At 62.0% G+C, this 23,356-nt stretch carries 17 protein-coding genes, 1 tRNA gene and 1 pseudogene; 12 read left to right on the top strand and 7 right to left on the bottom strand.

Features of this window, described 5'->3' with window-relative positions; translation table 11 throughout:
- The 4 genes and pseudogenes from OIK44_RS24940 to OIK44_RS24955 form a co-directional block, all read left to right on the top strand.
- A pseudogene (locus tag OIK44_RS24940) lies at positions 1–854 on the top strand (DNA polymerase III subunit gamma/tau); the annotation flags it as partial.
- A gap of 44 nt (positions 855–898) precedes the next feature.
- Positions 899–1,225 (top strand): YbaB/EbfC family nucleoid-associated protein, encoded by a 327-nt coding sequence (locus tag OIK44_RS24945; protein ID WP_273674864.1) that lies wholly within the window; start codon positions 899–901, stop codon positions 1,223–1,225.
- Positions 1,226–1,264: 39 nt separating this feature from the next.
- A complete protein-coding gene (recR, locus tag OIK44_RS24950; RefSeq protein WP_273674866.1) occupies positions 1,265–1,855 on the top strand; it encodes a recombination mediator RecR in 591 nt (196 codons plus the stop codon).
- Between the two features lie 62 nt (positions 1,856–1,917).
- On the top strand, positions 1,918–3,156 hold the full coding sequence (locus tag OIK44_RS24955; protein WP_273674868.1) for a CaiB/BaiF CoA transferase family protein: 1,239 nt from the start codon (positions 1,918–1,920) through the stop codon (positions 3,154–3,156).
- 70 nt (positions 3,157–3,226) lie between these two features.
- Here OIK44_RS24955 and OIK44_RS24960 read toward each other — a convergent pair whose 3' ends face one another.
- Together OIK44_RS24960 and OIK44_RS24965 are read right to left on the bottom strand one after the other, a co-directional pair.
- Entirely contained in the window at positions 3,227–5,356 is a 2,130-nt protein-coding gene (locus tag OIK44_RS24960; RefSeq protein WP_273674870.1) for a putative bifunctional diguanylate cyclase/phosphodiesterase, read from the bottom strand.
- A 1-nt stretch (position 5,357) separates the two neighbouring features.
- Positions 5,358–8,261 (bottom strand): hybrid sensor histidine kinase/response regulator, encoded by a 2,904-nt coding sequence (locus OIK44_RS24965; RefSeq protein ID WP_273674872.1) that lies wholly within the window; start codon positions 8,259–8,261, stop codon positions 5,358–5,360.
- Positions 8,262–8,702: 441 nt separating this feature from the next.
- Here OIK44_RS24965 and OIK44_RS24970 point away from each other — a divergent pair, with 441 nt between their 5' ends.
- From OIK44_RS24970 to OIK44_RS25000, 7 genes are all read left to right on the top strand, one after another.
- Entirely contained in the window at positions 8,703–9,806 is a 1,104-nt protein-coding gene (locus OIK44_RS24970) for an HDOD domain-containing protein (protein WP_337587218.1), read from the top strand.
- A gap of 2 nt (positions 9,807–9,808) precedes the next feature.
- Complete coding sequence (locus tag OIK44_RS24975; protein ID WP_273674876.1) at positions 9,809–11,854, top strand: putative bifunctional diguanylate cyclase/phosphodiesterase; 2,046 nt, start codon at positions 9,809–9,811, stop codon at positions 11,852–11,854.
- 86 nt (positions 11,855–11,940) lie between these two features.
- Positions 11,941–12,030, top strand: a tRNA-Ser gene (locus tag OIK44_RS24980).
- 354 nt (positions 12,031–12,384) lie between these two features.
- Positions 12,385–14,244 (top strand): hypothetical protein, encoded by a 1,860-nt coding sequence (locus OIK44_RS24985; RefSeq protein WP_273674878.1) that lies wholly within the window; start codon positions 12,385–12,387, stop codon positions 14,242–14,244.
- Entirely contained in the window at positions 14,234–15,223 is a 990-nt protein-coding gene (locus OIK44_RS24990) for a glycosyltransferase family 2 protein (RefSeq protein WP_273674880.1), read from the top strand. The genes OIK44_RS24985 and OIK44_RS24990 overlap by 11 nt, the downstream gene beginning before the upstream one ends.
- Positions 15,220–15,591, top strand: coding sequence for a GtrA family protein (locus tag OIK44_RS24995; protein WP_273674882.1), 372 nt, complete (start codon positions 15,220–15,222; stop codon positions 15,589–15,591). Before OIK44_RS24990 ends, OIK44_RS24995 begins: the two co-directional genes overlap by 4 nt.
- Before the next feature lie 321 nt (positions 15,592–15,912).
- Complete coding sequence (locus OIK44_RS25000) at positions 15,913–16,662, top strand: polysaccharide deacetylase family protein (RefSeq protein ID WP_273674883.1); 750 nt, start codon at positions 15,913–15,915, stop codon at positions 16,660–16,662.
- Between the two features lie 98 nt (positions 16,663–16,760).
- Here OIK44_RS25000 and OIK44_RS25005 read toward each other — a convergent pair whose 3' ends face one another.
- Positions 16,761–16,931, bottom strand: coding sequence for a hypothetical protein (locus OIK44_RS25005; protein ID WP_273674885.1), 171 nt, complete (start codon positions 16,929–16,931; stop codon positions 16,761–16,763).
- Positions 16,932–17,407: 476 nt separating this feature from the next.
- Between OIK44_RS25005 and OIK44_RS25010 the strand changes: the two genes are divergently transcribed.
- Positions 17,408–19,780 carry a DNA polymerase II gene (locus OIK44_RS25010; RefSeq protein WP_273674887.1) on the top strand — a complete coding sequence of 791 codons (2,373 nt, stop codon included), beginning with the start codon at positions 17,408–17,410 and terminating at the stop codon, positions 19,778–19,780.
- A gap of 133 nt (positions 19,781–19,913) precedes the next feature.
- On the opposite strand, the gene OIK44_RS25015 is transcribed toward OIK44_RS25010, so the two are convergent.
- The 4 genes from OIK44_RS25015 to OIK44_RS25030 all read right to left on the bottom strand — a co-directional run bounded on the left by OIK44_RS25015 (position 19,914) and on the right by OIK44_RS25030 (position 23,273).
- On the bottom strand, positions 19,914–20,162 hold the full coding sequence (locus OIK44_RS25015; protein ID WP_273674888.1) for a DUF3297 family protein: 249 nt from the start codon (positions 20,160–20,162) through the stop codon (positions 19,914–19,916).
- Between the two features lie 96 nt (positions 20,163–20,258).
- Complete coding sequence (locus tag OIK44_RS25020) at positions 20,259–21,194, bottom strand: alpha/beta hydrolase (protein WP_273674890.1); 936 nt, start codon at positions 21,192–21,194, stop codon at positions 20,259–20,261.
- A gap of 113 nt (positions 21,195–21,307) precedes the next feature.
- Complete coding sequence (locus OIK44_RS25025) at positions 21,308–22,192, bottom strand: alpha/beta fold hydrolase (protein ID WP_273674891.1); 885 nt, start codon at positions 22,190–22,192, stop codon at positions 21,308–21,310.
- 25 nt (positions 22,193–22,217) lie between these two features.
- On the bottom strand, positions 22,218–23,273 hold the full coding sequence (locus OIK44_RS25030; protein WP_273674893.1) for a sugar phosphate isomerase/epimerase family protein: 1,056 nt from the start codon (positions 23,271–23,273) through the stop codon (positions 22,218–22,220).
- Positions 23,274–23,356 lie beyond the last annotated feature (83 nt).

A 23,356-nucleotide genomic window follows, 5' to 3' on the forward strand; every position in this document is an offset into this window, starting at 1 on the left:
CGCGCGCCGCCTCCAAGATGAGCGCCGGTGGCCGCCCGGCAAGCGCCGCGCCGGCCGCCGCGTCGGCTGCCGCGCCGGCTCCGGCTCCGGCCGCCAGCGCGCCGCCAGTCGCGGCGGCGCCGCCGTTTGCCGCCGCGCCTCAACCAACGCCTGCGCCAGTTCGGCCGGCGGCGCCGCTCGCGCCGGCGCCGAAAGCGCCCGCGCCGTGGGAGGACGCGCCTGCCGCCGCCGTGACGGCTGGCGCCACGGCCGTGCTGGAAGCGCCGCCGCGCCCGCTCGTGCAACAGCAGGCCGAGCCGGATGACGATTTGCCGCCCTGGGTCACTGAATTTTCCGACGACAGCGCCAGCGCCGCCGTGCAGGCGGCGCCGGCCGAAGCCGCCGCCCCGGCGGCACGGCCGGTGCCGCAGGTCCAGCGTCCGCCCTACGTGGTGGTGCCGGTTCCCGGCCTCGACTGGGACGGTAACTGGCCCGCCGTCGCCGCCGTGCTGCCGCTGCGCGGCGTGGCCCAGCAACTGGCCGTGCAGGCCGAGCTGATCGAATGCCAGCACGACGGCCACAGCACGCTGTTCCGTTTGCGCGTGCCGATCGACACTTGGCGCAGCCCGGCCAACGTCGAGAAACTGGCCGCCGCGCTGAGCGAGCGCTTCCAGCGCAAGGTCGGCGTCGACACGGAGCTGGGGCCGGTCTGGTACACGGCCAGCGCCGAGGCGCAGGCCCACCGCGAGGCTTGCCAGCGCCAGGCCGAGGACACCATCGAACACGATCCCTTTGTGCAAAGCATGATGCGCGACTTTAACGCCATCGTCGTGCCGGGCTCGATCACGCCGGCGCCCGCGCCGTCGCTGCATTAATTTGTTTGTCCCCTAATTATCCATTTCAAAACGGAGTAACGATCATGATGAAGAACCAATTGGCTGGCTTGATGAAACAGGCGCAAGCCATGCAGGACAATATGAAAAAAGCCCAAGACCAACTGGCGCTGGTGGAAGTCGAAGGCCAGTCCGGCGCCGGCCTCGTGAAGATCGTCATGACCTGCAAAAACGACGTCAAGCGCGTCTCCATCGACCCGTCGCTGCTGGCCGACGACAAGGACATGCTGGAAGACCTCGTCGCCGCCGCCTTCAACGACGCCGTGCGCAAGGCCGAAGCGACGTCGGCCGAGAAAATGAGCGGCCTGACCGGCGGCATGAACTTGCCGGCCGGCTTCAAAATGCCATTCTGATGGCCGTGACTGTGCCCTGCGCTGCCGTGGGCGCCGGCGATGTCTAAGGCGCTGGAGTTCCTCACCGAGGCGCTGCGGCGCCTGCCCGGCGTCGGCCCGAAGTCGGCGCAGCGCATGGCCTTCCATTTGCTGCAGCACGACCGCGAGGGCGCGGCCATGCTGTCGCGCGCGCTGTTCCAGGCCGTCGACGCGGTCCACCACTGCGCGCTGTGCAACACCTTCACCGAGCACGAGGTGTGCGAGAACTGCCTGGACAGCGAGCGCGACACGCGTCTGCTGTGCGTCGTCGAAACGCCGGCCGACCAGCTGATGATCGAGCAGACCTTGACCTACCAGGGCTTGTACTTCGTGCTGATGGGACGCCTGTCGCCGCTCGACGGCATCGGCCCGAAGGATATCCACCTGGAGAAGCTGCTGGCGCGCGCCAACGACGGCGTCGTCAGCGAAGTGGTGCTGGCCACCAACTTCACCAATGAGGGCGAGGCCACCGCCCACTACATCAGCGAAATGCTGAAGGCCCGCGGCCTGAAGGTGAGCCGGCTGGCGCGCGGCGTGCCCGTCGGTGGCGAGCTGGAGTACGTCGACGCCGGCACCATCGCCCGCGCCATGCTGGACCGCCGCAGCACCTGAACAGGCCGGGGGCGGACCCCTGGCCGGGGCTTTATTTGGCATGACATCGAGACGGGGGAAGCGTGTCCACGGAAAAACAATCCACCGCCGGCCCCTTGGCCGGCATCAAGGTACTGGAACTGGGCACGCTGATCGCCGGGCCGTTCTGCGCGCGCATGCTGGCCGAATTCGGCGCCGACGTCATCAAGATCGAGGCGCCCGAGGGCGGCGACCCGATCCGCCACTGGCGCGTGCTCAAGGACGGCACGTCGCTGTGGTGGTCGGTGCAGGCGCGTAACAAAAAAAGCCTGACGCTGAACCTGAAGGATGCCCGCGGCCGCGCCATCGCCAGGCAGCTGGCGCTGGACGCCGACATCATCATCGAAAACTACCGCCCCGGCGTGCTGGAAAAATGGGACCTCGGCTACGAGCAGCTCAAGCTGGAGAACCCCGCGCTGATCATGGTGCGCCTGTCCGGCTTCGGCCAGACCGGGCCGATGCGCGACCTGCCCGGCTTCGGCGCCATCGGCGAGTCGATGGGCGGCTTGCGCTACGTGTCCGGCCACCCGGACCGGCCGCCGGTGCGCGTCGGCGTCTCCATCGGCGACTCGGTGGCGGCGCTGCACGGCGTCATCGGCGCGATGATGGCGCTGCGCCACCGCGACGCCGGCGGCGGGCGCAGGACGGCCGGGCATCCGGGCGGGCAGGGCCAGATGGTCGACGTCGCCCTGTACGAGGCCGTCTTCAACATGATGGAGTCGCTGGTGCCCGAATACGACCACGCCGGCGTGGTGCGCGAGCGCACCGGCGGCGCGCTGCCGGGCATCGTGCCGTCGAACACCTACACCACGGGCGACGGCGAGAACATCGTCATCGCCGGCAACGGCGACGCCATCTTCAAGCGCCTGATGCTGGCCATCGGCCGCATTGACATGGCCGGCGACGCGCAATTGGCGCGCAACGACGGCCGCGTCGCCCGCACCGCGGAAATCGACGCGGCCATCGGCGCCTGGTGCGCCGGGCGCGACATCGACAGCGCGCTGGCCGTGCTGAAGGCGGCCGACGTGCCGGCCGGGAAAATCTACTCGGTGCGCGACATGATGAGCGATCCGCAGTTCCTGGCGCGCGAGATGTTCGAGCAGCACCACTTCGCCGACGGCACGCCCGTCAAGCTGCCGGCGATCACGCCGAAGCTGTCGGCGACGCCGGGGCGCACCAAATGGCTGGGGCCGGAGCTGGGCCAGCACAACGACGAAGTGCTGCGCGGCCTGGGCTACGACGCCGACGCCATCGCCGGCCTGCGCCGCGACGGCGTGCTGTAGGGACAGCCGGGGACAGACCACGATTTCCGGGAAAGCTTTCCCGGAAATCGTGGTCTGTCCCCGGCTGCGCTCAGATCTGCCCCCACAGGTTCAGTTGCGGCGCCATCGCCAGCGCCGACTGCTTGTTGAGCATCAGGCTGATCGATTCGTGCGGCGAGGGGTGGCCCAGGTAGTAGCCCTGCACCATGTCGCAGCCGTATTGTTCGAGCAGCAGCAGTTGCTCGCCCGTTTCCACGCCCTCGGCCACCACCACCATGCGCAAGCCGTGCGCCATGGCGATGATCGCGCGCGTGATGGCCGCGTTCTCCGAATCCTGCGGCAGCCCGCTGATGAAGCTGCGGTCTATCTTCAGCGCGCGCACGTCGAAGCGCTTCAGGTAGTTCATCGACGAGTAGCCGGTGCCGAAGTCGTCGATCGACAGGTAGACGCCGATGGCCCGCAATTGCTCCAGCGTCGCCAGGGTCGCCTTGGCGTCGTCCATCAGCGTGCCCTCGGTCAGTTCGAGCTCCAGCAGGTGGGCGTCGAGGCCGCTGTCGGCCAGCGCCGACATGACGATCTGCGTCAGGTTTTCATCCTTGAATTGTTTGGCCGACAGGTTCACGGCCATGCGCAGCGCCCGCTTGCCGTTCTTTTGCCAGGTCTTCGCCTGCAGGCAGGCCGTGCGCAGCACCCATTCGCCGATCGGCACGATCAGGCCGGTTTCCTCGGCCAGCGGGATGAACTCGGTCGGCGAGATCACGCCGTGCTCCGGGTGGCGCCAGCGCACCAGCGCCTCGACGCCGACGATCTGCGTGCTGGCCACGTCGATCTGCGGCTGGTACAGCAGATACAGCTCGTCGTTCTTGAGCGCCTTGCGCAAGCCCACCTCCAGCTTCACGTGGCTCATGATCTGCATCGTCAGCGAGGAGCTGTACAGCTTGGCGTTGTTCTTGCCGCAGTTCTTCGCGTGGTACATCGCCGTGTCGGCGTATTTCAGCAGCGAGTCGCAGTCGGCGCCGTCCTCCGGGTACAGCGAGATGCCGATGCTGGCCGTGACGAAGATCTCGTGGGCGTCGATCAGGAAGGGCCGGCGCATCGCCTCCTTGACGCGGTGCGCCACGTTGAGGGCGTTCTCGACCCTTTCCAGGTCGGGGATCAGGATCGTGAATTCGTCGCCGCCCAGGCGCGCCAGGTTGTTGTGCTGCTCGGCGCGCGAGACCAGGTCGCGCGGGCGTATGGTGTCGCGCAGGCGCTCGGAGACGGCCTGCAGCAGCTGGTCGCCGACGTTGTGGCCGAGCGTGTCGTTGATGCGCTTGAAGGCGTCCAGGTCCATGAACAGCACGGCGAACTTGCGGTTGCCCGTGCGCGAGCGGGCCAGTTCGCGCTCCAGCGTTTCGAGGAAGGCCTGGCGGTTCGGGATGCCGGTCAGGCTGTCGCAATAGGCCAGGCGGCGGATCTGCTCCTCGGTGCGTTTGCGCTCGCTGATGTCGCGCACCAGGCCCAGCACCTCGTCGCTGCCGGTGGTCACCAGCCGCGTCTCGAAGTGCTGGGTGCTGTCCAGGCGCGTCAGCTCGTAGTCGACCGAGCGGATGTGCTGGGTGTCGAGGACGGCGCGCATTTGCAGCAGCAGGCGCTCGGCGATGTCGGCCGGCAGCACTTCGCTGATGTGCTTGCCCACGCAGTCGGCCTCGGAGAACACGGCGCCGGCGTCGTGGCCCTGTTCGTAGTCGAGGTAGACGCCGTCCTTGTTGAGGCGGAAGAAGGTGTCGGGGATGGCGGCGAGCACGGCGCGGTTGTGCGCGTCGGCGATGCGCAGGCGGGCGATGGCGTCGCTGGCGCGCAGCACGTACAGCACGCGGTGGCCGAGGATGGGCCAGTTGATCGGTTTCGAGACGAAGTCCGTCGCGCCCACTTCGTAGGCGTGGGTCACGGCTTCCAGCTCGTCGCCGCCGGTGACCATGATGATGGGCACGGCGGCGTCCGTTTCGAGGCGGCGGATTTCGCGGCAGACGGCGAAGCCGTCCAGCGCCGGCATGTCGACGTCGAGCAGGATCAGGTCCGGCGTGGCGCTGCGGTAGCGCAGCAGCGCCTCGGCGCCGTCGCCGGCCTCGATGCCGTCCAGGCCCACCTGGGCCAGCATTTCCAGCATCAGCAGGCGCATCACCGGGTCGTCGTCGACGACCAGCACGACGCCGCGTTTTGGGGAGGGGGGCGCTGCCATCTTAGGTTTCCTTTTCGAGGATCGCACTGAGCGAGTGCCGCACTGCCTGGAATTCCCTCTCCATATCCGTCAACATGCCGGAGGCGCCCTCGGTGCTGTCGGCGCGCCCGAGCTTTTCCAGCTCCTTGCACATGTGCGCGAGCGCCTCGGCGCCGACGTTGGCGCTGCTCGACTTGAGGCTGTGCGCGGCCTTGCGGATGGTGTTCGTATTCAGCTCCAGGATCGCCTCGCGCAGCGTCTGGAAATGCAGCGGCGTGTCGTCGACATAGGCGTGGATGACGCGCTGCACCAGCGCGTCGCCGCTGGTGGCGCTGAGCGCGCGGATGTTGTCGAGCGCGCGGCGGTTGATCGTGGCGCTGGGCGGCGCCGGCTCGGGCGGCTGCGCCTCGGCCGGCCGGGCCGGCGCCGCCGCGACGGGCGCCGGCGGCTGTGGCTTCGCCGGCTTCGGCCTGGGCGGCGCCGGCGCGGCGGCGTCCGCCTCGCCGTGGTGCACCGTGGCCGCGCGCGGCAGCGTGACCCAGCGCGCGATCGCCTGGCCCAGCGCCTGCTGCGTAAACGGCTTGCTCAGGTAGTCGTCCATGCCGGCCGCCAGGCAAGCCTCGCGGTCGCCCTGCAGCGCGTTGGCGGTGATGGCGAGGATGGGCAGCGGGCGGGCGCGCCCGCGCTGCTGGTCGAGGCGGCGGATGGCGGTGGTGGCGGCGAAGCCATCCATCACCGGCATCTGGCAATCCATCAACGCCAGGTCGAAGTCCTCGCTCTGCGCCGCCCGCAGCGCCTCGGCGCCATTGCCGGCGCAGACAACGTCGATGCCTAGCCCCTCCAGCATGGCGACGGCCACCGCGACGTTGACGGGGTTGTCCTCGGCCAGCAGCACCTTGCAGCGCTTGCGCCCCGGCGGCGCGGGCGGCGGCGCGCTGCGCGACGCGGCCGCGCGCACGCCCTCGCTGGCGCGCGGCGGCGTCACGATGCACTCGAACAGGTCCGACTCGCGCGCCGGCTTGATCAACTGGTAGGCGACGCCGGCCTCGCGCCGCTGCACGGTGTCGGCGGCGCCCTCGTCGCTGCTCAGCAGCAGCAGCTTGACGCCGGCGATGGCGGCGTCGGCCTTGATGGTGGCGGCCAGCGCCAGGCCGCTGGTGCGCGACAGATCCATGTCGAGCAGGGCCAGGGTATACGCCTGGCCGCGCGCGCCGGCGGCGCGCAGCATCTGCAGGCCGTCGGTGGCCGAGGTGGCGCTGTCGCTGGCGATGCGCCAGCGGCCCAACTGCCGTTCGAGCACCTCCCGCGTGGCTGGGTTTTCATCGACGATCAAGGCGCGTAATCCCTGGGTGGCTTGCTGATTGAATGACGGATCGTCGACATCGACGCGGCGCTTATCGAAATTTACCGTGAACCAAAAGACCGATCCTTGAGTTAGAGCATTGTCGACGCCGATTTTTCCACCCATGAGCTCGACCAACTGCTTGGAAATGGCCAGGCCGAGGCCGGTGCCGCCGTGCTTGCGCGTGGTCGAGCCGTCGGCCTGCGAGAACGAGTCGAAGATGTGCTGCTGGGCGTCGCTGGCGACGCCGACGCCGGTGTCGCACACGGCCACGCGCAGGCCGACGCTCTGGCCGTCCTCGCCGGTGACGTGGACCTGCACGGTGATGCCGCCGCGGTCGGTGAACTTGACGGCGTTGCCGAGCAGGTTGACGAACACCTGGCGCAGCCGGTTCGGGTCGCCGCAAATGGCCAGCGGGATGTCGTTGGCGATGGCGAAGTCGAGGCGCAAGCCCTTCGCTTGGGCCTGCGGCGCGAACACGTATTCCAGGTCGTCGAGCAATTCGCGGAAATTGAAATGGATGTACTCGACGGTCAGCTTGCCCGCCTCGATCTTGGAAAAATCCAGGATGTCGTTAATGATCAGCAAGAGGTTTTCGCCGGAGCGCTGCACCATCGTCGTGTAATGGCGCTGCTGCTCCGTCAGCTCGCTGGCCAGCAGCAACTCCGTCATGCCCAACACGCCGTTCATCGGCGTGCGGATTTCGTGGCTCATCGTGGCGAGGAAGGCGCTCTTCGCCTGGCTGGCGGCCTCGGCGGCGTTCTTCGCCTTCTCCAGCTGCTCGGTGCGCACGCCGACCTGGCGTTCGAGCTGGTCGCGGTAACTGGCCAGCGTCGCGTCGCGGCTCTCGATCTGCGCCAGCATATCGTTGAAACTGTCGATCAGCGTGCCCAGCTCGTCGCTGCGCTGGTGGGCGATGCGGTGGGTATAGGTCTGGCTGCTGGTGACTTTTTGCGCGGCGATGGTCAGCTTGGTGATCGGCTCGGTGATGATGTTGCGAAAGCGTCCCGTCAGCAGCAGCGCGACGATAAAGGACAGCAGGGTGGCGCCGGCGATGGCCGCCAGGTGCCTGAGCAGCGCCTGCCAGATGTCGCCCAGGTCGGCCTCCAGCATCACCGTGCCCTGCACCTCCTGCTCCTGCAGGATGGGGCGGTAGAGGCGGATCACGGGCGCCCAGAACGCGGCGGAATCGGCGCTGACGATGACGGGCGCGGCGCGTATCTGCTCCTGCAATTGGGGATCCAGCGGCGCCAGCTCGGCGGGCGCCTCGGCGGCGTCGCTGCGGTAGCGGGCGAACGGGCGGCCGGCGCGGTCGAACAGCGCCGCCTGCCGCACCTGGCCCTTGCTGCCGAGCGCGGCAAGGCCCTGCTGCGCCTGCCTGCGGTCCTTCGCCAGCAGCGCCTGCACATTGCTGGCGCCGACGATGCCGGCCAGCGACAGCAACTGCTGGCGCTCGTTCTCCTTATAACTGAGCACGGAAGCGACGGCGAAGGCGAGGAAGACCAGCAGCAGCGCGCTGCCGGTCGAAAACATGGAAAACAGGGTCAGCTTGCGGCTGATGCTGGAACGGTCAAAATTAGCCATGGCGGCGCGAACTCTCCATCTCGGACCAGCCGTGGGCACAGCGTTAAATGGGGGAAACCGAAGGGCGTAACTAGGAAAAATATAGGCGGGAAAGGGCGGCGCGACATTGATCTTGGTCTACTGTTCACGCGGAGCAAAAATGGGGTCAGGTCTAGACATGGCGGTTTTCGCGGCGAAAAACCGCCATGTCTAGACCTGACCCCATTGTTTCTGATGTTAAATACTGCTTAAATATTGCTTAAATAAAAATGTTCCGCCGGATGGTTTCGGATAGAATGGCCGAGGCCGCTTAAACGCCGGTCCGTCCGCAGGCGACGGGGCGGGCCAGTGGCTGAATGAATACTGTTTTCTACCCATACAGAGATACCGATGTCCGCGTCTGAATCAAGCCTGTTTCCTTTGGTGGGTGTACAAGCTGTTGCCAATGCTCAGAACGAGTGGGTGGCGTTGACCCTGCATGTGCCGCATGAGGCCGGCGATGCCGTCGCCGCCTTGACAACCTTGCTGGGGTATCCCGATGTGTTCGCGGCGCTGGCGCCGCTCGACTGCATCGTGCCGCTGGCCGATCCGCGCCGCGTCAGCGCCGCGCTGCTGAGCGTGCTGCCGGCCCAGCGCATTCTGTTTCTGGTCCCGGCCGCGCTGTGCGGCGAGCCGGGCGCGCAGCAGGCTTGCGCCAGGCTCGCCGACGCCGGTTACCGCATCGTCGTCGACGGCGGCAGCGGCATCGCCGCCGCCCAGGCCGGCGCCGCCGCGCTCAGTTTCGACGCCGCGGCGGCCTTGCCGCAAGCCTTCCAGTTGATGTCCTTGCCCGGTCCCCACTGGGCCCGCAACGTCGGCGACGCCGCCTGTCTGGCGCAATGCCGCAGCCTCGGTTTCAGTTGGTTTTCCGGCGAGCACGCGCTGCACGCGGCCAGGGCGGCCGGCGCGAACGACGACGGCACCTCGCGCAAGCGCTTGCTGGCGCTGCTGGGCCTGCTGGCCCGCGACGCCGACTCGCGTGAGCTGGAGACGCTGCTGCGCCAGGATCCGGCCCTGTCCTATCATTTGCTGAAGCTGGTCAATTCGGCCGCCTTCGGCATGAGCAATCCGATCAGCAACTTCGGCCAGGCCATCCATGTGCTGGGCCGGCGCCAGTTGCAGCGCTGGCTGCAGTTGCTGCTGTACGCGCGGCAGCAGGACGACGGCGGCGTCAACGCCTTGCTGCCGCTGGCCGCCGTGCGCGCGGCGCAAATGGAAATGCTGTGCAAGATAGGCGGCGGCGACCGCGACCGGCAGGACGCCGCTTTCATGGCCGGCGTGTTTTCCCTGCTCGACGTCTTGCTGGGCATGCCGATGATTGACATCGTCGGCGCGCTGGGCCTAGACCCCGCCATCGAGCAGGCGCTGACGCAGCGCGCCGGTCCGCTGGGCGCGATGCTGGCGCTGGCGGAGCTGCAGACGGTCACGGCCGGCGCGCTGGAGGCGGCCGGCATCGGCCCGGAAACCTACTGGCGCAGCCTGCTGCAGGCTTACCACTGGGCCATTCAGGTCAGCCGGAACCTCTAGCCATGCTCGACCATCCAGTGTCCGATTTCCTCAGCAGCAGCGCCGCCCTGTGCGACGCCGTGCTGCGTTTGCGCGGCGCGGCGCTGGCGCAGGAGTTGGGGCGCATCGCCAGCGTCTTGCTGTCGAGTCCGCACGGTCTGTACCTGGCGGCCGCCGGCGACGGCGCCGCCGAGCCGGCCTGGGCCGCGACGGCCGTCTGTCTGCGGCAAGAAATTTGCTTCGACAATGAATGCTTCGGCCACTACCTCGTCGCCGGCCGCCCCGCCTACGAGGAGGCCGACCGCGAGCGCCTGGCCAGCCTGGCCTCGCTGACGGCCAGCGTCTTGCAGGTGCACGGGCTGGCGCAGCGCTCGACCAACGCCTACGCCAAGGTCGAGGCGCAATTGCGCCAGCAGTCGCAGATTCTCGACCAGATCCACGAGTCCGTGCTGACGATGGATTCGGCCGGCTTCATCACCAGCTGGAACAAGGGCGCCGAGCGCCTGTTCGGCTACAGCGAGGTCGAGGCGGTCGGGCAAAACATCCTCTTCCTGTATGAGGACGAGGACACGGCCTTTCACGATGCCTTCGTCGAGCAGGGCGGGCGCCTGATGGAGGTGCGGCGCCGAAAGAAGTCGGGCGAAGTGTTCTGGGCCAGCCTGTCACTTTCGCCGCTATACGACATGGAAGAGCGCCCGATCGGCCTGATCGCCTATTTGACCGACATCACCGAGCGCAAGCAGGCGGAGGAGCGCCTGCACCACCTGGCGTATTACGACGCGCTGACGGGCCTGCCCAACCGCACGCTGCTGACCAAGCTGGTCGACCAGGCGCTGACGGTGGCCCAGCGCAGCAAGATGCTTGGCTGCGTGCTGTTCATCGACCTGAACCGTTTCAAGCTGATCAACGACACGCTGGGCCGGCGCATCGGCGACGAGTTGCTGCGCCAGATCTCGCTGCGCTTTCGCGGCGCGCTGCGCGACCAGGACCTGGTGGCGCGGCTGGGCGGCGACGAGTTCGCCGTCGGCCTGTTCGACATCAGCCAGCACTTCGAGGCCAGCATGGTGGCGCAGAAGCTGTTGGCCTCGCTGCTGCAACCCTTCCTGATCGAGGGCCACGACTTGCGCGTCGGCGCCAGCATCGGCATCAGCGTCTATCCGCAGGATGGCAGCGATGCGGAAACCTTGCTGCGCCTGGCCGACATCGCCATGTACCGCGCCAAGCAGAGCGGCCACAGCGAGGAGGAGAACGTCACCTTCTACAGCCAGGACATGAACCAGGGCATGCAGGAGAGGATGCGCCTGGAAACGGGGCTGCGCCACGCGCTGGGCCACGGCCAGTTGCTGCTGCACTACCAGCCGAAGTTCGCGCTGGCCAGCGGGCGCATCATCGGCGCCGAGGCGCTGGTGCGCTGGCACCATCCGGAGCGGGGCATGATCCCGCCGGCAGAATTCATCCCGCTGGCCGAGGCCACCGGCCTGGTCGTGCAGGTCGGCGAATGGGTGCTGGAGGCGGCGTGCGCCCAGGCGCAAAGTTGGAAGCAGGCGGGGCTGCCGCCGATCCGCCTGGCCGTCAATGTGTCGGCGCGCGAGTTCACGTCGGCGCTGCCGGGCCGCGTCAGCGAGACGCTGGCGCGCTACGGCCTGGAGCCGTCGTGGCTGGAGCTGGAGATCACCGAGAGCACGCTGATGCACAATATCGACCGTGTCATCGGCATCATGGACCGCATCACGGCGCTGGGCGTGGCCCTGTCGCTGGACGACTTCGGCACCGGCTATTCTAGCCTGTCCTACCTGAAGCGCTTCCCCATCGACACCCTGAAAATCGACCGCTCCTTCACCACCGGCATCCCGAGCGACAGCAACGATTGCGCCATCGCCAGCACCATTATCAGCATCGCCCAGCAACTGAAGCACAAGGTCATTGCCGAAGGCGTCGAAACGGTCGAGCAACTGGCCTTCCTGAAAAGCTCGGGCTGCGACGAGGTGCAGGGCTATCTATTCTCGCGCCCTTTGCCGGCGGCGGAATTCGAGCGGGCGCTGCGGGAAAACTGGGGGCTGGACGGCTGAACACCAGCGATTTTCGCGTAAAAGGCGGGAAAAGGTGATAGTCAGGCTGGCGTCGCACCGCCGTTTATGTATAATGTTGCATAAGAGGAAGCGTGGCCGAGTGGTTGAAGGCACCAGTCTTGAAAACTGGCGACGGCGTGAGCTGTTCGTGAGTTCGAATCTCACCGCTTCCGCCAATCAATACACTAATTTAGTGGATGTCAAACGATATACAAGGCCACTAAAGCGCTAAAACTAACCACATGCAAGGCACATTCAACGCCAATCAGCACAGCGAACAAAACCGGGCGGTACGCGGATTGTAAGCGCCTCGGCAAGTATGGCGCACCCTTCCGCCACACTCGCGCCGGCCAACGTTGTGATCTTGCCTCCAGGCGCAAAGACAATTGGCCAGTCAGCGTCTAGTATCTATTCCATTGGATCAGAGGATCGAGTCGAAGTTAATTCTCTTCGAATGGGTCATGTCGAGAATTTAGCTTGTGGATTTTTGGATTTGTCCCTGTTTCAATAAGTGGAAAAGTTGAACGTATATGTTGAATGCTTTTATTTTGGCGGGATCGTTTGTTGGATATGTTCTTTCGTTTGCATCGCTAGCGCATAGCAAGATATCCGAAGCGGTGCTTGCGGTTCTTGCTCTGATCGGTTTGCTGTTGTATTACGGTTCCATTGCGGGATTTTTGCCTGAGACAGCCACCTCCCTGTTATGGGGCGGGCTGATCGTTTTGCTCTTATGGATACCCCGCCTCAAGACCTATTCTTTCGAATCAAGAGATTTAATATTCGCAGGCTGCGCCGCGCTTGGCTTGATCGGATTCAGCTTAAAATGGTATGGGCAGTATCAGTTCCTCGGCTGGGATGAGTTTTCGCACTGGGGCCTGATAGCGAAATACTTGAACAATGAAAATCGCTTATTTACCGCGGATTCGGTCATTATGTTCAAGGCTTATCCGCCAGGAACAGCTCTGCTTCAGTACTACTTTTCTCGCGCCCTTGGCAATACGGAAAGTGCAATACTGTTCGCCCAAATGGCATTGTTTTTCTCTGCCCTCGTCGCGGCTACCAGCGCCATATCCAAGAAGCCGCTGCTCGCCATAACCGCCATGATTGTTTGCCTGATAGGCACCTACATACTTGGTTATGAAGTCTACGAAATCTACGTCGACGCCATCCTTGGCGTATTGCTCGGTTCCATTTTTGCTGTTCTGCTGACGAATACTGCTCCACGGCGAGGATTTTTTTTCCTGATACCTGTTTTGGCATTTTTGCCGCTGGTTAAGCACGTCGGATTTGCATTTGCCGTTATCGGCATTGGCGCCATGACAGTGGCCCTTTTGCATGAAAAAATCACCACCAAAGATAATCGGGATGGCATCCGGCTCGGCGCAGCATGCCTTGGCGCCGCGATAATGGCGGTGCTGATCTCTTACTATACCTGGAAGAACTATTACATCAACCTCGGCGTGGCGGAACCTTATGTTAGCGTGATGACATTTGATAATGTCATCAAGTTCTTCTTCAATCCAACTTCAGAGCGCCACGTCGCGGTATGGGCAGAGTTCGCGAAACGGGTTTTGGCGATTACGCCCGGCAAGGATCTGAGTGTGGCCACGCCGTTTTTGTCGGCCATTACATTGACCGTACTCAGCGTAGTTCATATTTGGCTCCTGCCTAGCCATGCGCGAGTTCGTCAATCCCTCATATTCGGCCTTATTGCTGCAGGGCTGGTCGCTTACACATGCCTCTTGCTGCTCAGCTATGGCTTTTATTTCAGTGATTACGAGGCTGTAAGGCTTGCCTCCTTTGAGCGATATTTCGCCAGCTATCAACTTGCTTGGGTGATGGCCCTGGCGTGCGCCGCCATCCAGCAGTTTGCTGCACAAAAGAGAAATCTAATTCTTGTTGTTTTGGTCGTCGCTTCAGTCTTTTACGCCTTTATGGCCATTCCAAAAGTACATGCAGATATTTTCTTGCCAGAAGCGCAGAGAACCTCCAAATACGTTGCACAGCTGCGGGATATCGTCCGATCGTTATCAGATGAAATTCGGCCCCGTGCACATGCGTCTGAGAAGACCTATTTTATCCATCAGCAAACTAGTGGGTTGACCTATTTCATGTTCCGGTATGAGATGGCTCCACTAACGGTCAATTCGAAATGTTGGTCGCTTGGTGCCCGCTACACGCCAGATGATATTTATACTTGTGATATCGCTCTTGACGAGGCGCTCAAGGGCTATGATTTCTTTGCTATCGCAATAGCCGATGCCGCTTTTTGGGCTCGTTACGGCAGTTGGTTTGCCGAAGAGGACCGTGGCATCAGTCCTGCATCGTTTGCCGTGATTCGTCGAGATGGAAATTTATATCTAAAGCGTTTGAAAAAAAATGAACAGTAGCTTGAAGGCAGATCATCATATTGCTGTCGTTATTCCATCTTTTAAAGTAACTAAATTTATAGTTGATGTTATTGAAAAGATGGGTCCCGAAGTTTCTTCAATATTCGTCATTGATGATTGCTGCCCGGACAAGTCTGGCGATTTTGTCGAGGCTAATATTTCCGATCCCCGGGTAAAGGTAATTCGCCATACCGAAAACCAGGGGGTTGGTGGGGCGGTCATCACTGGATACCGCGCAGCCATCGGCGCAGGCGCGGATATCATTGTTAAGGTCGATGGCGACGGGCAGATGGATCCAAAATTGATTCCGCTGTTTATTGCGCCGATTGTTAGCCAAGATGCCGACTACACGAAAGGCAACCGCTTCTACGATATCATCGAGCTACACAGAATGCCGCGCCTGCGCTTGGTGATGAATGCGGCGCTTTCAATGTTGAATAAATTGTCATCCGGGTATTGGAATGTCTTTGATCCAACTAATGGCTTTACCGCAATTCATGCAGGTGTTGCCCGGCTTTTGCCCTTTGAAAAAATCAATAAGCGCTATTTTTTCGAAACGGACATGCTTTTTCGCCTGAACCTGATCAGGGCTGTAGTCGTCGATGTTCCAATGGATGCAGTATATGGCGATGAAGTAAGTAATATCAGATATACGCGGGCCCTGTGGGATTTTAGCCGCGGCCACTTGCGTAATTTTGTCAAGCGCATTGGCTATAATTATTTCCTGCGCGATATGTCTGCCGCATCTTTTGAATTATTTATCGGCATACCTTTAATGCTGTTTGGTTTTGGATTCGGTCTTCGTAGCTGGTGGCTTTCTATCACTGCGGGTGCGCCCTCCACACCAGGCACTGTCATGCTTGCAGGCCTCCCGGTTATCATTGGACTGCAACTTTTGCTGTCATTCATTTCTTATGATGTAAGCTCGTTACCTACACGGCCTCGTCAAAAAACGCTGCGTACATCGCCGTCAAAATGAGATTTCTCAAGTATGCAGTGACTCAGGTTGGCTGCTTCATTGTCGATTTTGTCGCATTCGCGGCTTTTTTGCATATGAGCCAGTCGCCCGCAGGTAGTAATGCCTTAGCCAAGGTGCTATCAGGCTTGCTGGCTTTTTATATCCATCGCCATTACACTTTTGCTGATAGGCAAGAACAGCAAGGGCGGCAAGCGGGTCGATATATCGCTCTTTGGGCAATTAATATCCCATTTACCAGCGCGATGGTTGAGCTGATAAACATGGCGATAGGCATTCCATATGTCGCAAAAATCGGCTCTGATGGAATATCATTCTGTCTAAATTACTTAATATCAAAAAAATTTATTTTTAATTCTTCAGGAAAATAAACTGGCCGATCGGCTGGTGCGCGCCAAGCACAACCGCTGCCTGCCGGACGGAGACACCCTGTGGCCCACAGCTGCATCGGGGAAGCTCTGGGATAAATCGAGTTTGCGATGCCGGCGCGGCGTGAAGGCATGTACCGTCCGTCAGACCCGGGCCGCATTGCATCGAGGCACAGGACAATCACGGGTACGACGAATTCAGGCGTCCACAGCGCTAGCCGACATCGTAGCCGAATTCAACTTCCACTCGAGATGGCATTGGGTCAAAAAACAGCCGATAGGCGGAGCTGTAACTTGTTAAAAAAATCAGAATAGAAAAGTATCTTGGGTAAAAAATTTTCAGTTCTTCTACTGTTTCTGCTGAGTTCATGCAAATCATCGGAATCTCCGCGGCTGCCAACAATTGCAATTACTTTCGATGTCTATTCAACGACATATACGACTGCATTTCCGATAATGAAAGAGTACGGGTTGGTTGGTACTTACTTCAATGATCCAAATTATATCGATGATAGAAAACTTGCGGATTATGCGACGGTCGACCAACTTAAAGTTTTGCAATCTGCCGGATGGAGCATCCAAGGATACAGCAGCGTCAATATGGTAAAACTTTTGAGTTCACAAGGAGAAGATGCTGCAATTGCAAAGCTACATCAGGTTAAGAATGGGATGATGAATCTCGGTTTTAGTATTCAATCTCTTGCCCCGGCATCTCGCGACTGGAATAGTCAGCTACGAACTCTATCGCAAGGCATCTACAGAAATGTCCGTGCAAATAAAAATGTCGGAACTTTGCAATCGTATCCTATTCCAGATAGATTAAATGTAAGAGATGGAGCAACCGCAAGCTTAGGTGGAAACGACACTGAAGATAGTCTGAATAAACAATTAAATTACCTTGAGCAGTCTGGCGGAATGTTGACAGTCGTAATTCACAAAGTTGGCGACGATAAAGATCCATTGTTTTCTGTAAAAACGGAAGTTTTCCGCGCCCTCTGTGAGCGAATAGCTAAGGATGTAAAAGAAAAAAAGCTACGTGCGGCGACCTTCGAAGATGCGCTTGCCAATTCCTGAGAAGGTAAAGTTGCAAAGCAATGTATTGGCATTCAGGCTAGCGGTAAAGGATGACTCATAGGCCATATCGGTGAATGTCATGGCAGTTGTTGTCTGTCTCATGCCAATTTTTGTGGCCTATTCGTTCCGTTCGCGGCCAACCGCACCATGCAGTCGCGTTCCGGGTTGAGTGTCACCGGCCATGCTGCCGAGCAGCCCTGGAGGGCGCGCAGCTTGCGCAGCGGATGTGCTGGCGGGATGCGTTCTTCCAATAATCGGTAGCTGAACATGGTGTGCTGGTTGTGGTCGGTTTTGCGTATGGCATTAAATGGAACGGTTGCGTTCGGTACTCAAGGTGTGCCTCCAGAACCCCTGTTGATAGGGATCGGGAATTTTTAACAGTCTGCTAAAGATGACTGTGATTTGGCATTTATTTAGTAAACTTTTATAGAGTCACAAAAGCCAGAACGAAAAAAACCTAAAAAACAAAAATTTTTAGTGTGCAATGGACTGCCACTTTTCATTGTGGTTTTTTGCAGAAATATTTCTAATGGTGTTCGGTATGAAATTGTTTCATGTGATCATTGATTTGATCCTATTTCCAACCATCACAACAAATTTTTACTCCTAAAATATTTTTTGCGATGGTTAGCTGTTGGTCGCGACATTTATTTGGAGTGGAAGTTAATATACCTTAAAGTTTGTCAGATCCGCAGCATACAATGACGCGATAAACAGTGGCCCGATGGGTGCTTGAAGGTGCAGCTTGGTTCAACTACAGCAGGGTTTTCTCTTGACCCGACACTGGCGCGATACGGCCGACGGCACGGAGGTCGACTTTTGGCTGGCCACCGACGACGGCCCGCGCCACGTCCGCCTGCCGGCGCAGCCGTCGGTGGCCTTCATTCCGGCCGAACAGCGCGAGCAGGCGGAAGCGGTATTGCGCGGCGAACGCGGCGCCGAGCTGCGTCCGCTTGCCCTCAACGATTTCCACCATCGCCCCGTGCTGGGCCTGTACTGCCGGCAGTACCGCCAGTTGCTGAAACTGGAAAAACGCCTGCGGGAAAACGGCGTCGACGTGTACGAGGCCGATGTGCGTCCGCCGGAACGCTACCTGATGGAGCGCTTCATCACGGCGCCGGCATGCTTCGGCGGTCAGCCCGGGCCGGACGGCGGCGGCCCGCTGCGCGACGGCCATTTGAAGCCTGCGCCCGGCTACCGCCCCAAGCTGCGACTGGCGTCGCTGGATATTGAAACCACGTCCCATGGCGAGCTGTATTCGATCGCGCTGGAGGGCTGCGGCCAGCGCCAGGTGTATATGCTGGGGCCGCCGAACGGCGGCGACGAGGAGCTCGATTTCGACCTGGAGTATTGCGATAGCCACCGGCAGATGCTGGAACGCTTGAACACCTGGCTGGAGCGGCACGATCCCGACGCCATCATCGGCTGGAATCTGGTGCAGTTCGATTTGCGCGTGCTGCAGCAGCATGCGCAGCGCTGCCATGTGCCGCTGCGCTTGGGGCGCGACGGCAGCGCGATGGAGTGGCGCGAGCACGGCGGCACCCAGCAGCACTACTTTGCGGCGGCGGCCGGCCGCCTGATCATCGACGGCATCGAGGCGCTCAGGTCGGCAACCTGGAGTTTTCCCTCGTTCAGCCTGGAATCCGTGTCGCAAACCCTGCTCGGCGAAGGCAAGTCGATCGACAACCCCTACCAGCGGATGGCGGAAATCGACCGCCGCTTCGCCGAGGACAAGCCGGCCCTGGCGCGCTATAACCTGAAAGACTGCGAGCTGGTGACGCGCATCTTCGCCAAGACCGAGCTGCTGACCTTCTTGCTGGAGCGGGCCAGCGTCACGGGGCTGGCCGCCGACCGCAGCGGCGGCTCGGTGGCCGCTTTCGAGCATCTGTATATGCCGATGATGCACCGCCAGGGTTATGTGGCGCCCAACCTCGGCGATGTCGTCGGCGACAACAGTCCCGGCGGTTTTGTGATGGATTCGCAATCGGGCCTGTACGATTCCGTGCTGGTGCTCGACTATAAAAGCCTGTATCCGTCCATCATCCGCACTTTCCTGATTGACCCGGTGGGGCTGGTCGAAGGCTGTCGCGAAGAGGTGGGCGAGGCGACGGTGCCGGGGTTTCGCGGCGCCCGCTTTTCGCGCGAGAAGCACTGCCTGCCGGCCATCGTCGCGCAAATCTGGCAGGGGCGCGAGGCGGCCAAACGCGAGCACAATAAGCCGCTGTCGCAGGCATTGAAGATCATCATGAACGCGTTCTACGGGGTGCTGGGTTCGAGCGGCTGCCGCTTCTTCGACCCGCGCCTGGCGTCCTCGATCACCCTGCGCGGCCACGAGATCATGCACCGCACGCGCGAATTGATCGAGCAGCAGGGATATCAGGTGATTTACGGCGACACGGATTCCACCTTTGTCTGGCTCAAGCACGCGCACACGGACGCGCAGGCGGCCGAGATCGGGCGCGCGCTGGTGCGCCATGTCAACCTGTGGTGGGATAGCCATCTGCGGCTGGAGTTCGGCCTCGACAACGCGCTGGAGCTGGAGTTCGAAACGCATTACCGGCGTTTTTTGATGCCGACCATCCGCGGTTCCGAATTGGGCAGCAAGAAGCGTTACGCGGGTCTGGTCGGCAAGCCGGACGGCGGCGAGGAAATGGTCTACAAGGGGCTGGAAACGGTGCGCAGCGACTGGACGCCGCTGGCGCAGCAGTTCCAGCAGGCTTTATATGAGCGCATCTTCAAGGGCGAAGCCTACCAGGATTATGTGCGCGACTACGTCAATCGCACCGCCAGCGGCGAGTTCGATGCGCTGCTGGTGTACCGCAAGCGGCTGCTTCGGCCGCTGGACGAGTATCAGCGCAATGTGCCGCCGCATGTGCGCGCCGCGCGCATCGCCGACGAGTACAACCGGCGGCAGGGGCGCCCCCAGCAGTATCAAAGCGGCGGCTGGATCAGGTATGTGATGACGGTGGCCGGCCCGGAGCCGCTGGAAACCCAGCGCTCGCCCATCGATTACGACCATTATCTGACGCGCCAACTGCAGCCGGTGGCGGACGCCATCCTGCCTTTCCTGCGCGATGATTTTACGGCGTTGACGAGCCGTCAGCAGACGCTGTTTTAAGGGAGGGAGCAGGGGGAAGGCGGCGGCCGCCGGATGCGGCGCCGCCAGTGCCCGCGCCGCGTTTGCGGGCGAGCGATTGCGAGGGGGATGAAGCAGCCGGAGTCGGGTTCAATGCGGCCCCGGCAGCGGGGAATTATCGATAAAACGCTTCGATTTTGCCTTTTAACTTGATCAGCATCGGCCGGCCTTTACGGTCCAGCTGTTTGCCGGCGGGTACGGTAATCCAGCCTTCGCTGATGCAGTACTCTTCGACATCCAAACGTTCTTTGCCGTTGAACTTGATGCCGATCTCGTGTTCGAACACGGCGGCGATGTGGTGGGGACTGCGTGTATCAATTGATAAGCGGTCGGGCAATGGGGGGAGTGTAGTAGCGTCGTTCATGGGACGTAATTATCCTTGATTTTGACCTTGGCCTATCGTTTTTTTACATTTTTTCGCCACATCGGCGTCAGATTGCGCCGCCGGGCGCCGGCGGCCTCAGAATACCTGAGGGGTTTGCAATGCTTGGCCAGCCAGATCGAAGAGCTGGCGCGCATGCGGCGTCAGCCCCAGCATGTGGATGCAGGCGTGCACTATGCCGTCCAGGCGCTCGCAGTGCGCCTCGACGCCGGCTTCGCGCAGACGTTGGGCGTAGGCCATGCCTTCGTCGTGCAGCGGATCGTATTCGCTCACCAGCACGGTCGCCGGCGGCAGGCCGGCCAGCGACGCCGCGCGCAGCGGCGACGCGTAGGCCGACACGGCATCTTCGGCGTTGGGCAGGTAGGTGCTCCAGCAAAATTGCATGGTTTCCCTGGTGAGCCAGTAGCCTTCGGCGAATTCGCCGTAGGACGCCGTCGAGAAATCGCAGTCCAGGGCGGGATAGAGTAGCAGTTGCCGCTCGATGGCCGGCCCGGCGCGGTCGCGCGCCAGCAGCGCTGCCGCAGCGGCCAGGTTGCCGCCGGCGCTGTCGCCGCCCACGGCGATGCGGCCGCGGTCCAGTCCCAGGGCGTCGGCCTGTTCGCCGATCCAGCATAGCGCGGCGTAGAAATCCTCCAGCGGCACCGGGAACGGGTGTTCGGGCGCCAGCCGGTAGTCGACCGAGAGCACGACGCGGCCGGTGGCGTTGGCCAGGGCGCGGCAGGGGTTGTCGTACAGGTCCAGCGAACACAGGCACCAGCCGCCGCCGTGGGCGAAGACGAGGGCCGGCTGTGCGACGGCGGCGTCGGCGCCGGCCGGCGCGTAGGCGCGCACGCGTATCGGCTGCCGGGCGTGGCCGGGAACCGTGTAGTTGTGTATCCAGGCCACGTCTTCCAGCGGGCCGTGGAGTGTGCGCAGGCCGGTTTCGGTGGCTGCGCGGATGGCGTCCAGCGTTGCCGGGGCGGGCAGGCCGGACGGCTCGGCGAGGAAGGTGGCGATGCGCGGATCAAGACTCATGGTTGTTCTCCGCGGTGAAGTTGGAATGCGTTTGGTGCATATTGTTCTCTGTTGAAGTGTGTTCGCGTGGGCATGCCGAACGGCTCGGCATGCCCGTGTTCATGTTGGGAAGCTTAGCGGCCCTGTTTCAGGAAGGGCAGCAGATGGCCGATGAAGGCGTCGTGGTTTTCTTCCATGACAAAGTGGCCGGAGTCGGCAATGATGGCGCCTTGCAGGTCGCTGGCGTTGTCCTTCATCGTGACGAGTGGCGCGTCCTGCGTCGCGTGCTCGGCGCCGAGCGCCAGCACAGGCATGCTCAGGCGGGTCTTGGCGCGCAGCGTGTTCTGGCGTATCGTTTCCGGTATCGCCCGGTAGTAGGCGAAGCCGGCCCGCAGCGCGCCGGGCGTGGCGTAGGCGTCGGCGTAGACGTCGACGGCGACCCGGTCGCGCCGATACGACCACTTGTCGAAGATGAAGTTGATGTATTCCCTTTCCTTGCCGGCCGTGAGCATCTCCGGCAGGTCGTTGACCTGGTTGAACATGAAGTGCCACAGGAAGATGTTGTCCGCCGGGGCGACAAAAATCGGCGGCGCCGGCGCCAGCCCCGGTATGACCGCTTCCGTCAACGCCAGCTTCGTCACCGCATCCGGATGGTCGGACGCCAGCGCGTAGCCGACCCACATGCCGATGTCGTGGCCGACGACGTCATACTGCGCGTGGCCGAGCTGTTCCATTACCCGGTGCAAGGTGTTGGCGACGGTGCCCGTGTCGTAGCCGGCCACCGGACGGTCGGAGTGTCCGCTGCCCGGCGGGTCCACGGCGATCGCCTGGAAGCCGTTGGCGGCCAGCGCGGCCATGGTGTGGCGCCATGCGTACCAGGTTTGCGGCCAGCCGGGGATCAGCAGGACGGGCGTGCCCGTGCCGGCGCTGACGCAATGGATGCGCTGGCCGTCGACCCGCACATAGTCGTGGATGAAGTCGGCGTTGCCGGGTGTTTGTTGCTTGGTGGTGGCGTGCATATTGTGTTCCTGTTCAGTTTAAATGTCAGTTGATGCCCAGTAGCGTGCGCATTTGCGCTTTGCTGACGGGAGCGCCGGCGAAATCGTCGAAAATCTTGTCCGTGACCTTGATGATGTGTGCGTTGATGAAGTCCACGCCCTCCTTGGCGCCGTCTTCCTGGTTCTTCAGGCAGCATTCCCATTCGAGCGTTGCCCAGCCCTCGTAGTCGTACTGGGCCAGCTTGGAGAAAATCGCTTTGAAGTCCACCTGGCCGTCGCCCAGCGAGCGGAAGCGGCCGGCGCGATTTTCCCAGGACTGGTAGCCGCCATAGATGCCCTGGCGCCCACTCGGATTGAATTCCGCGTCTTTCACATGGAACATCCGGATGTGATCCTTGTAGATGTCGATGTAGTCGAGGTAGTTCAGTTGCTGCAGCACGAAATGGCTGGGGTCGAAAAGGATGTTGCAGCGTCGGTGCTGGCCGACCCGCTCGTAGAACATCTCGAAACTGGCGCCGTCGTGCAGGTCTTCGCTGGGGTGGATTTCGTAGCACAGGTTGACGCCTTGCTCGTCGCAGGCGTTCAGCACCGGCAGCCAGCGTTTGGCCAGTTCGTCGAAGGCTGTCTCGATCAGGCCGTCCGGCCGCTGCGGGAAGGGGAACAGGTAGGGCCAGGCGAACGAGCCCGAGAACGTGCCCATTTCCGTCAGTCCCAGGCGCTTCGATGCCTGCGCCGACATCAGCAGGCGTTCGATGGCCCATTCCGTCCGCGCCTGCGGTTTGCCGTGCAGTTCTGCCGGCGCAAAACTGTCGCACATGGCGTCGTAGGCGGGATGCACGGCGACCAGTTGGCCGAAGATGTGCGTCGTCAGTTCGCTGATGACCAGGCCGTGTTCGGCGAGTACGCCGGTCACGTCGTCGCAGTAGCCCTGGCTGGTCGCGGCGGTTTCGACGTCGAACAGGCGCTTGTCCCATGCCGGCAGTTGCAAGGCTTTGAAGCCGGTCGCGGCCGCCCACGCGGCGATCGATGGCAGGTCGTTGAAGGGCGGCGCGTCGCCGCTGAATTGCGCCAGATGGAGGCTAGGGCCTTTGATTGTTTTCATTTTTCACTCCTATTGTTTGTTGATCGACAAAGAATAGGCGATATCGCGTTTCAGGTCAAGTGCATTGGAGAAAAAATACTCGG

Source organism: Janthinobacterium fluminis, from assembly GCF_028595325.1.
GTDB classification, from domain to species: Bacteria; Pseudomonadota; Gammaproteobacteria; order Burkholderiales; family Burkholderiaceae_D; genus Janthinobacterium; species Janthinobacterium fluminis.

Bases quoted from the DNA above. Each gene is read 5' to 3' on its own strand.
- OIK44_RS24945 (WP_273674864.1), top strand. From the start codon at position 899: ATGATGAAGAACCAATTGGCTGGCTTGATGAAACAGGCGCAAGCCATG.
- OIK44_RS25025 (WP_273674891.1), bottom strand. From the start codon at position 22,192: ATGCACGCCACCACCAAGCAACAAACACCCGGCAACGCCGACTTCATC.
- OIK44_RS25030 (WP_273674893.1), bottom strand. From the start codon at position 23,273: ATGAAAACAATCAAAGGCCCTAGCCTCCATCTGGCGCAATTCAGCGGC.
- OIK44_RS24975 (WP_273674876.1), top strand. From the start codon at position 9,809: ATGCTCGACCATCCAGTGTCCGATTTCCTCAGCAGCAGCGCCGCCCTG.
- OIK44_RS24990 (WP_273674880.1), top strand. From the start codon at position 14,234: ATGAACAGTAGCTTGAAGGCAGATCATCATATTGCTGTCGTTATTCCA.
- OIK44_RS24995 (WP_273674882.1), top strand. From the start codon at position 15,220: ATGAGATTTCTCAAGTATGCAGTGACTCAGGTTGGCTGCTTCATTGTC.
- recR (WP_273674866.1), top strand. From the start codon at position 1,265: ATGTCTAAGGCGCTGGAGTTCCTCACCGAGGCGCTGCGGCGCCTGCCC.
- OIK44_RS24985 (WP_273674878.1), top strand. From the start codon at position 12,385: ATGTTGAATGCTTTTATTTTGGCGGGATCGTTTGTTGGATATGTTCTT.
- OIK44_RS25015 (WP_273674888.1), bottom strand. From the start codon at position 20,162: ATGAACGACGCTACTACACTCCCCCCATTGCCCGACCGCTTATCAATT.
- OIK44_RS24965 (WP_273674872.1), bottom strand. From the start codon at position 8,261: ATGGCTAATTTTGACCGTTCCAGCATCAGCCGCAAGCTGACCCTGTTT.
- OIK44_RS25020 (WP_273674890.1), bottom strand. From the start codon at position 21,194: ATGAGTCTTGATCCGCGCATCGCCACCTTCCTCGCCGAGCCGTCCGGC.
- OIK44_RS25005 (WP_273674885.1), bottom strand. From the start codon at position 16,931: ATGTTCAGCTACCGATTATTGGAAGAACGCATCCCGCCAGCACATCCG.
- OIK44_RS24960 (WP_273674870.1), bottom strand. From the start codon at position 5,356: ATGGCAGCGCCCCCCTCCCCAAAACGCGGCGTCGTGCTGGTCGTCGAC.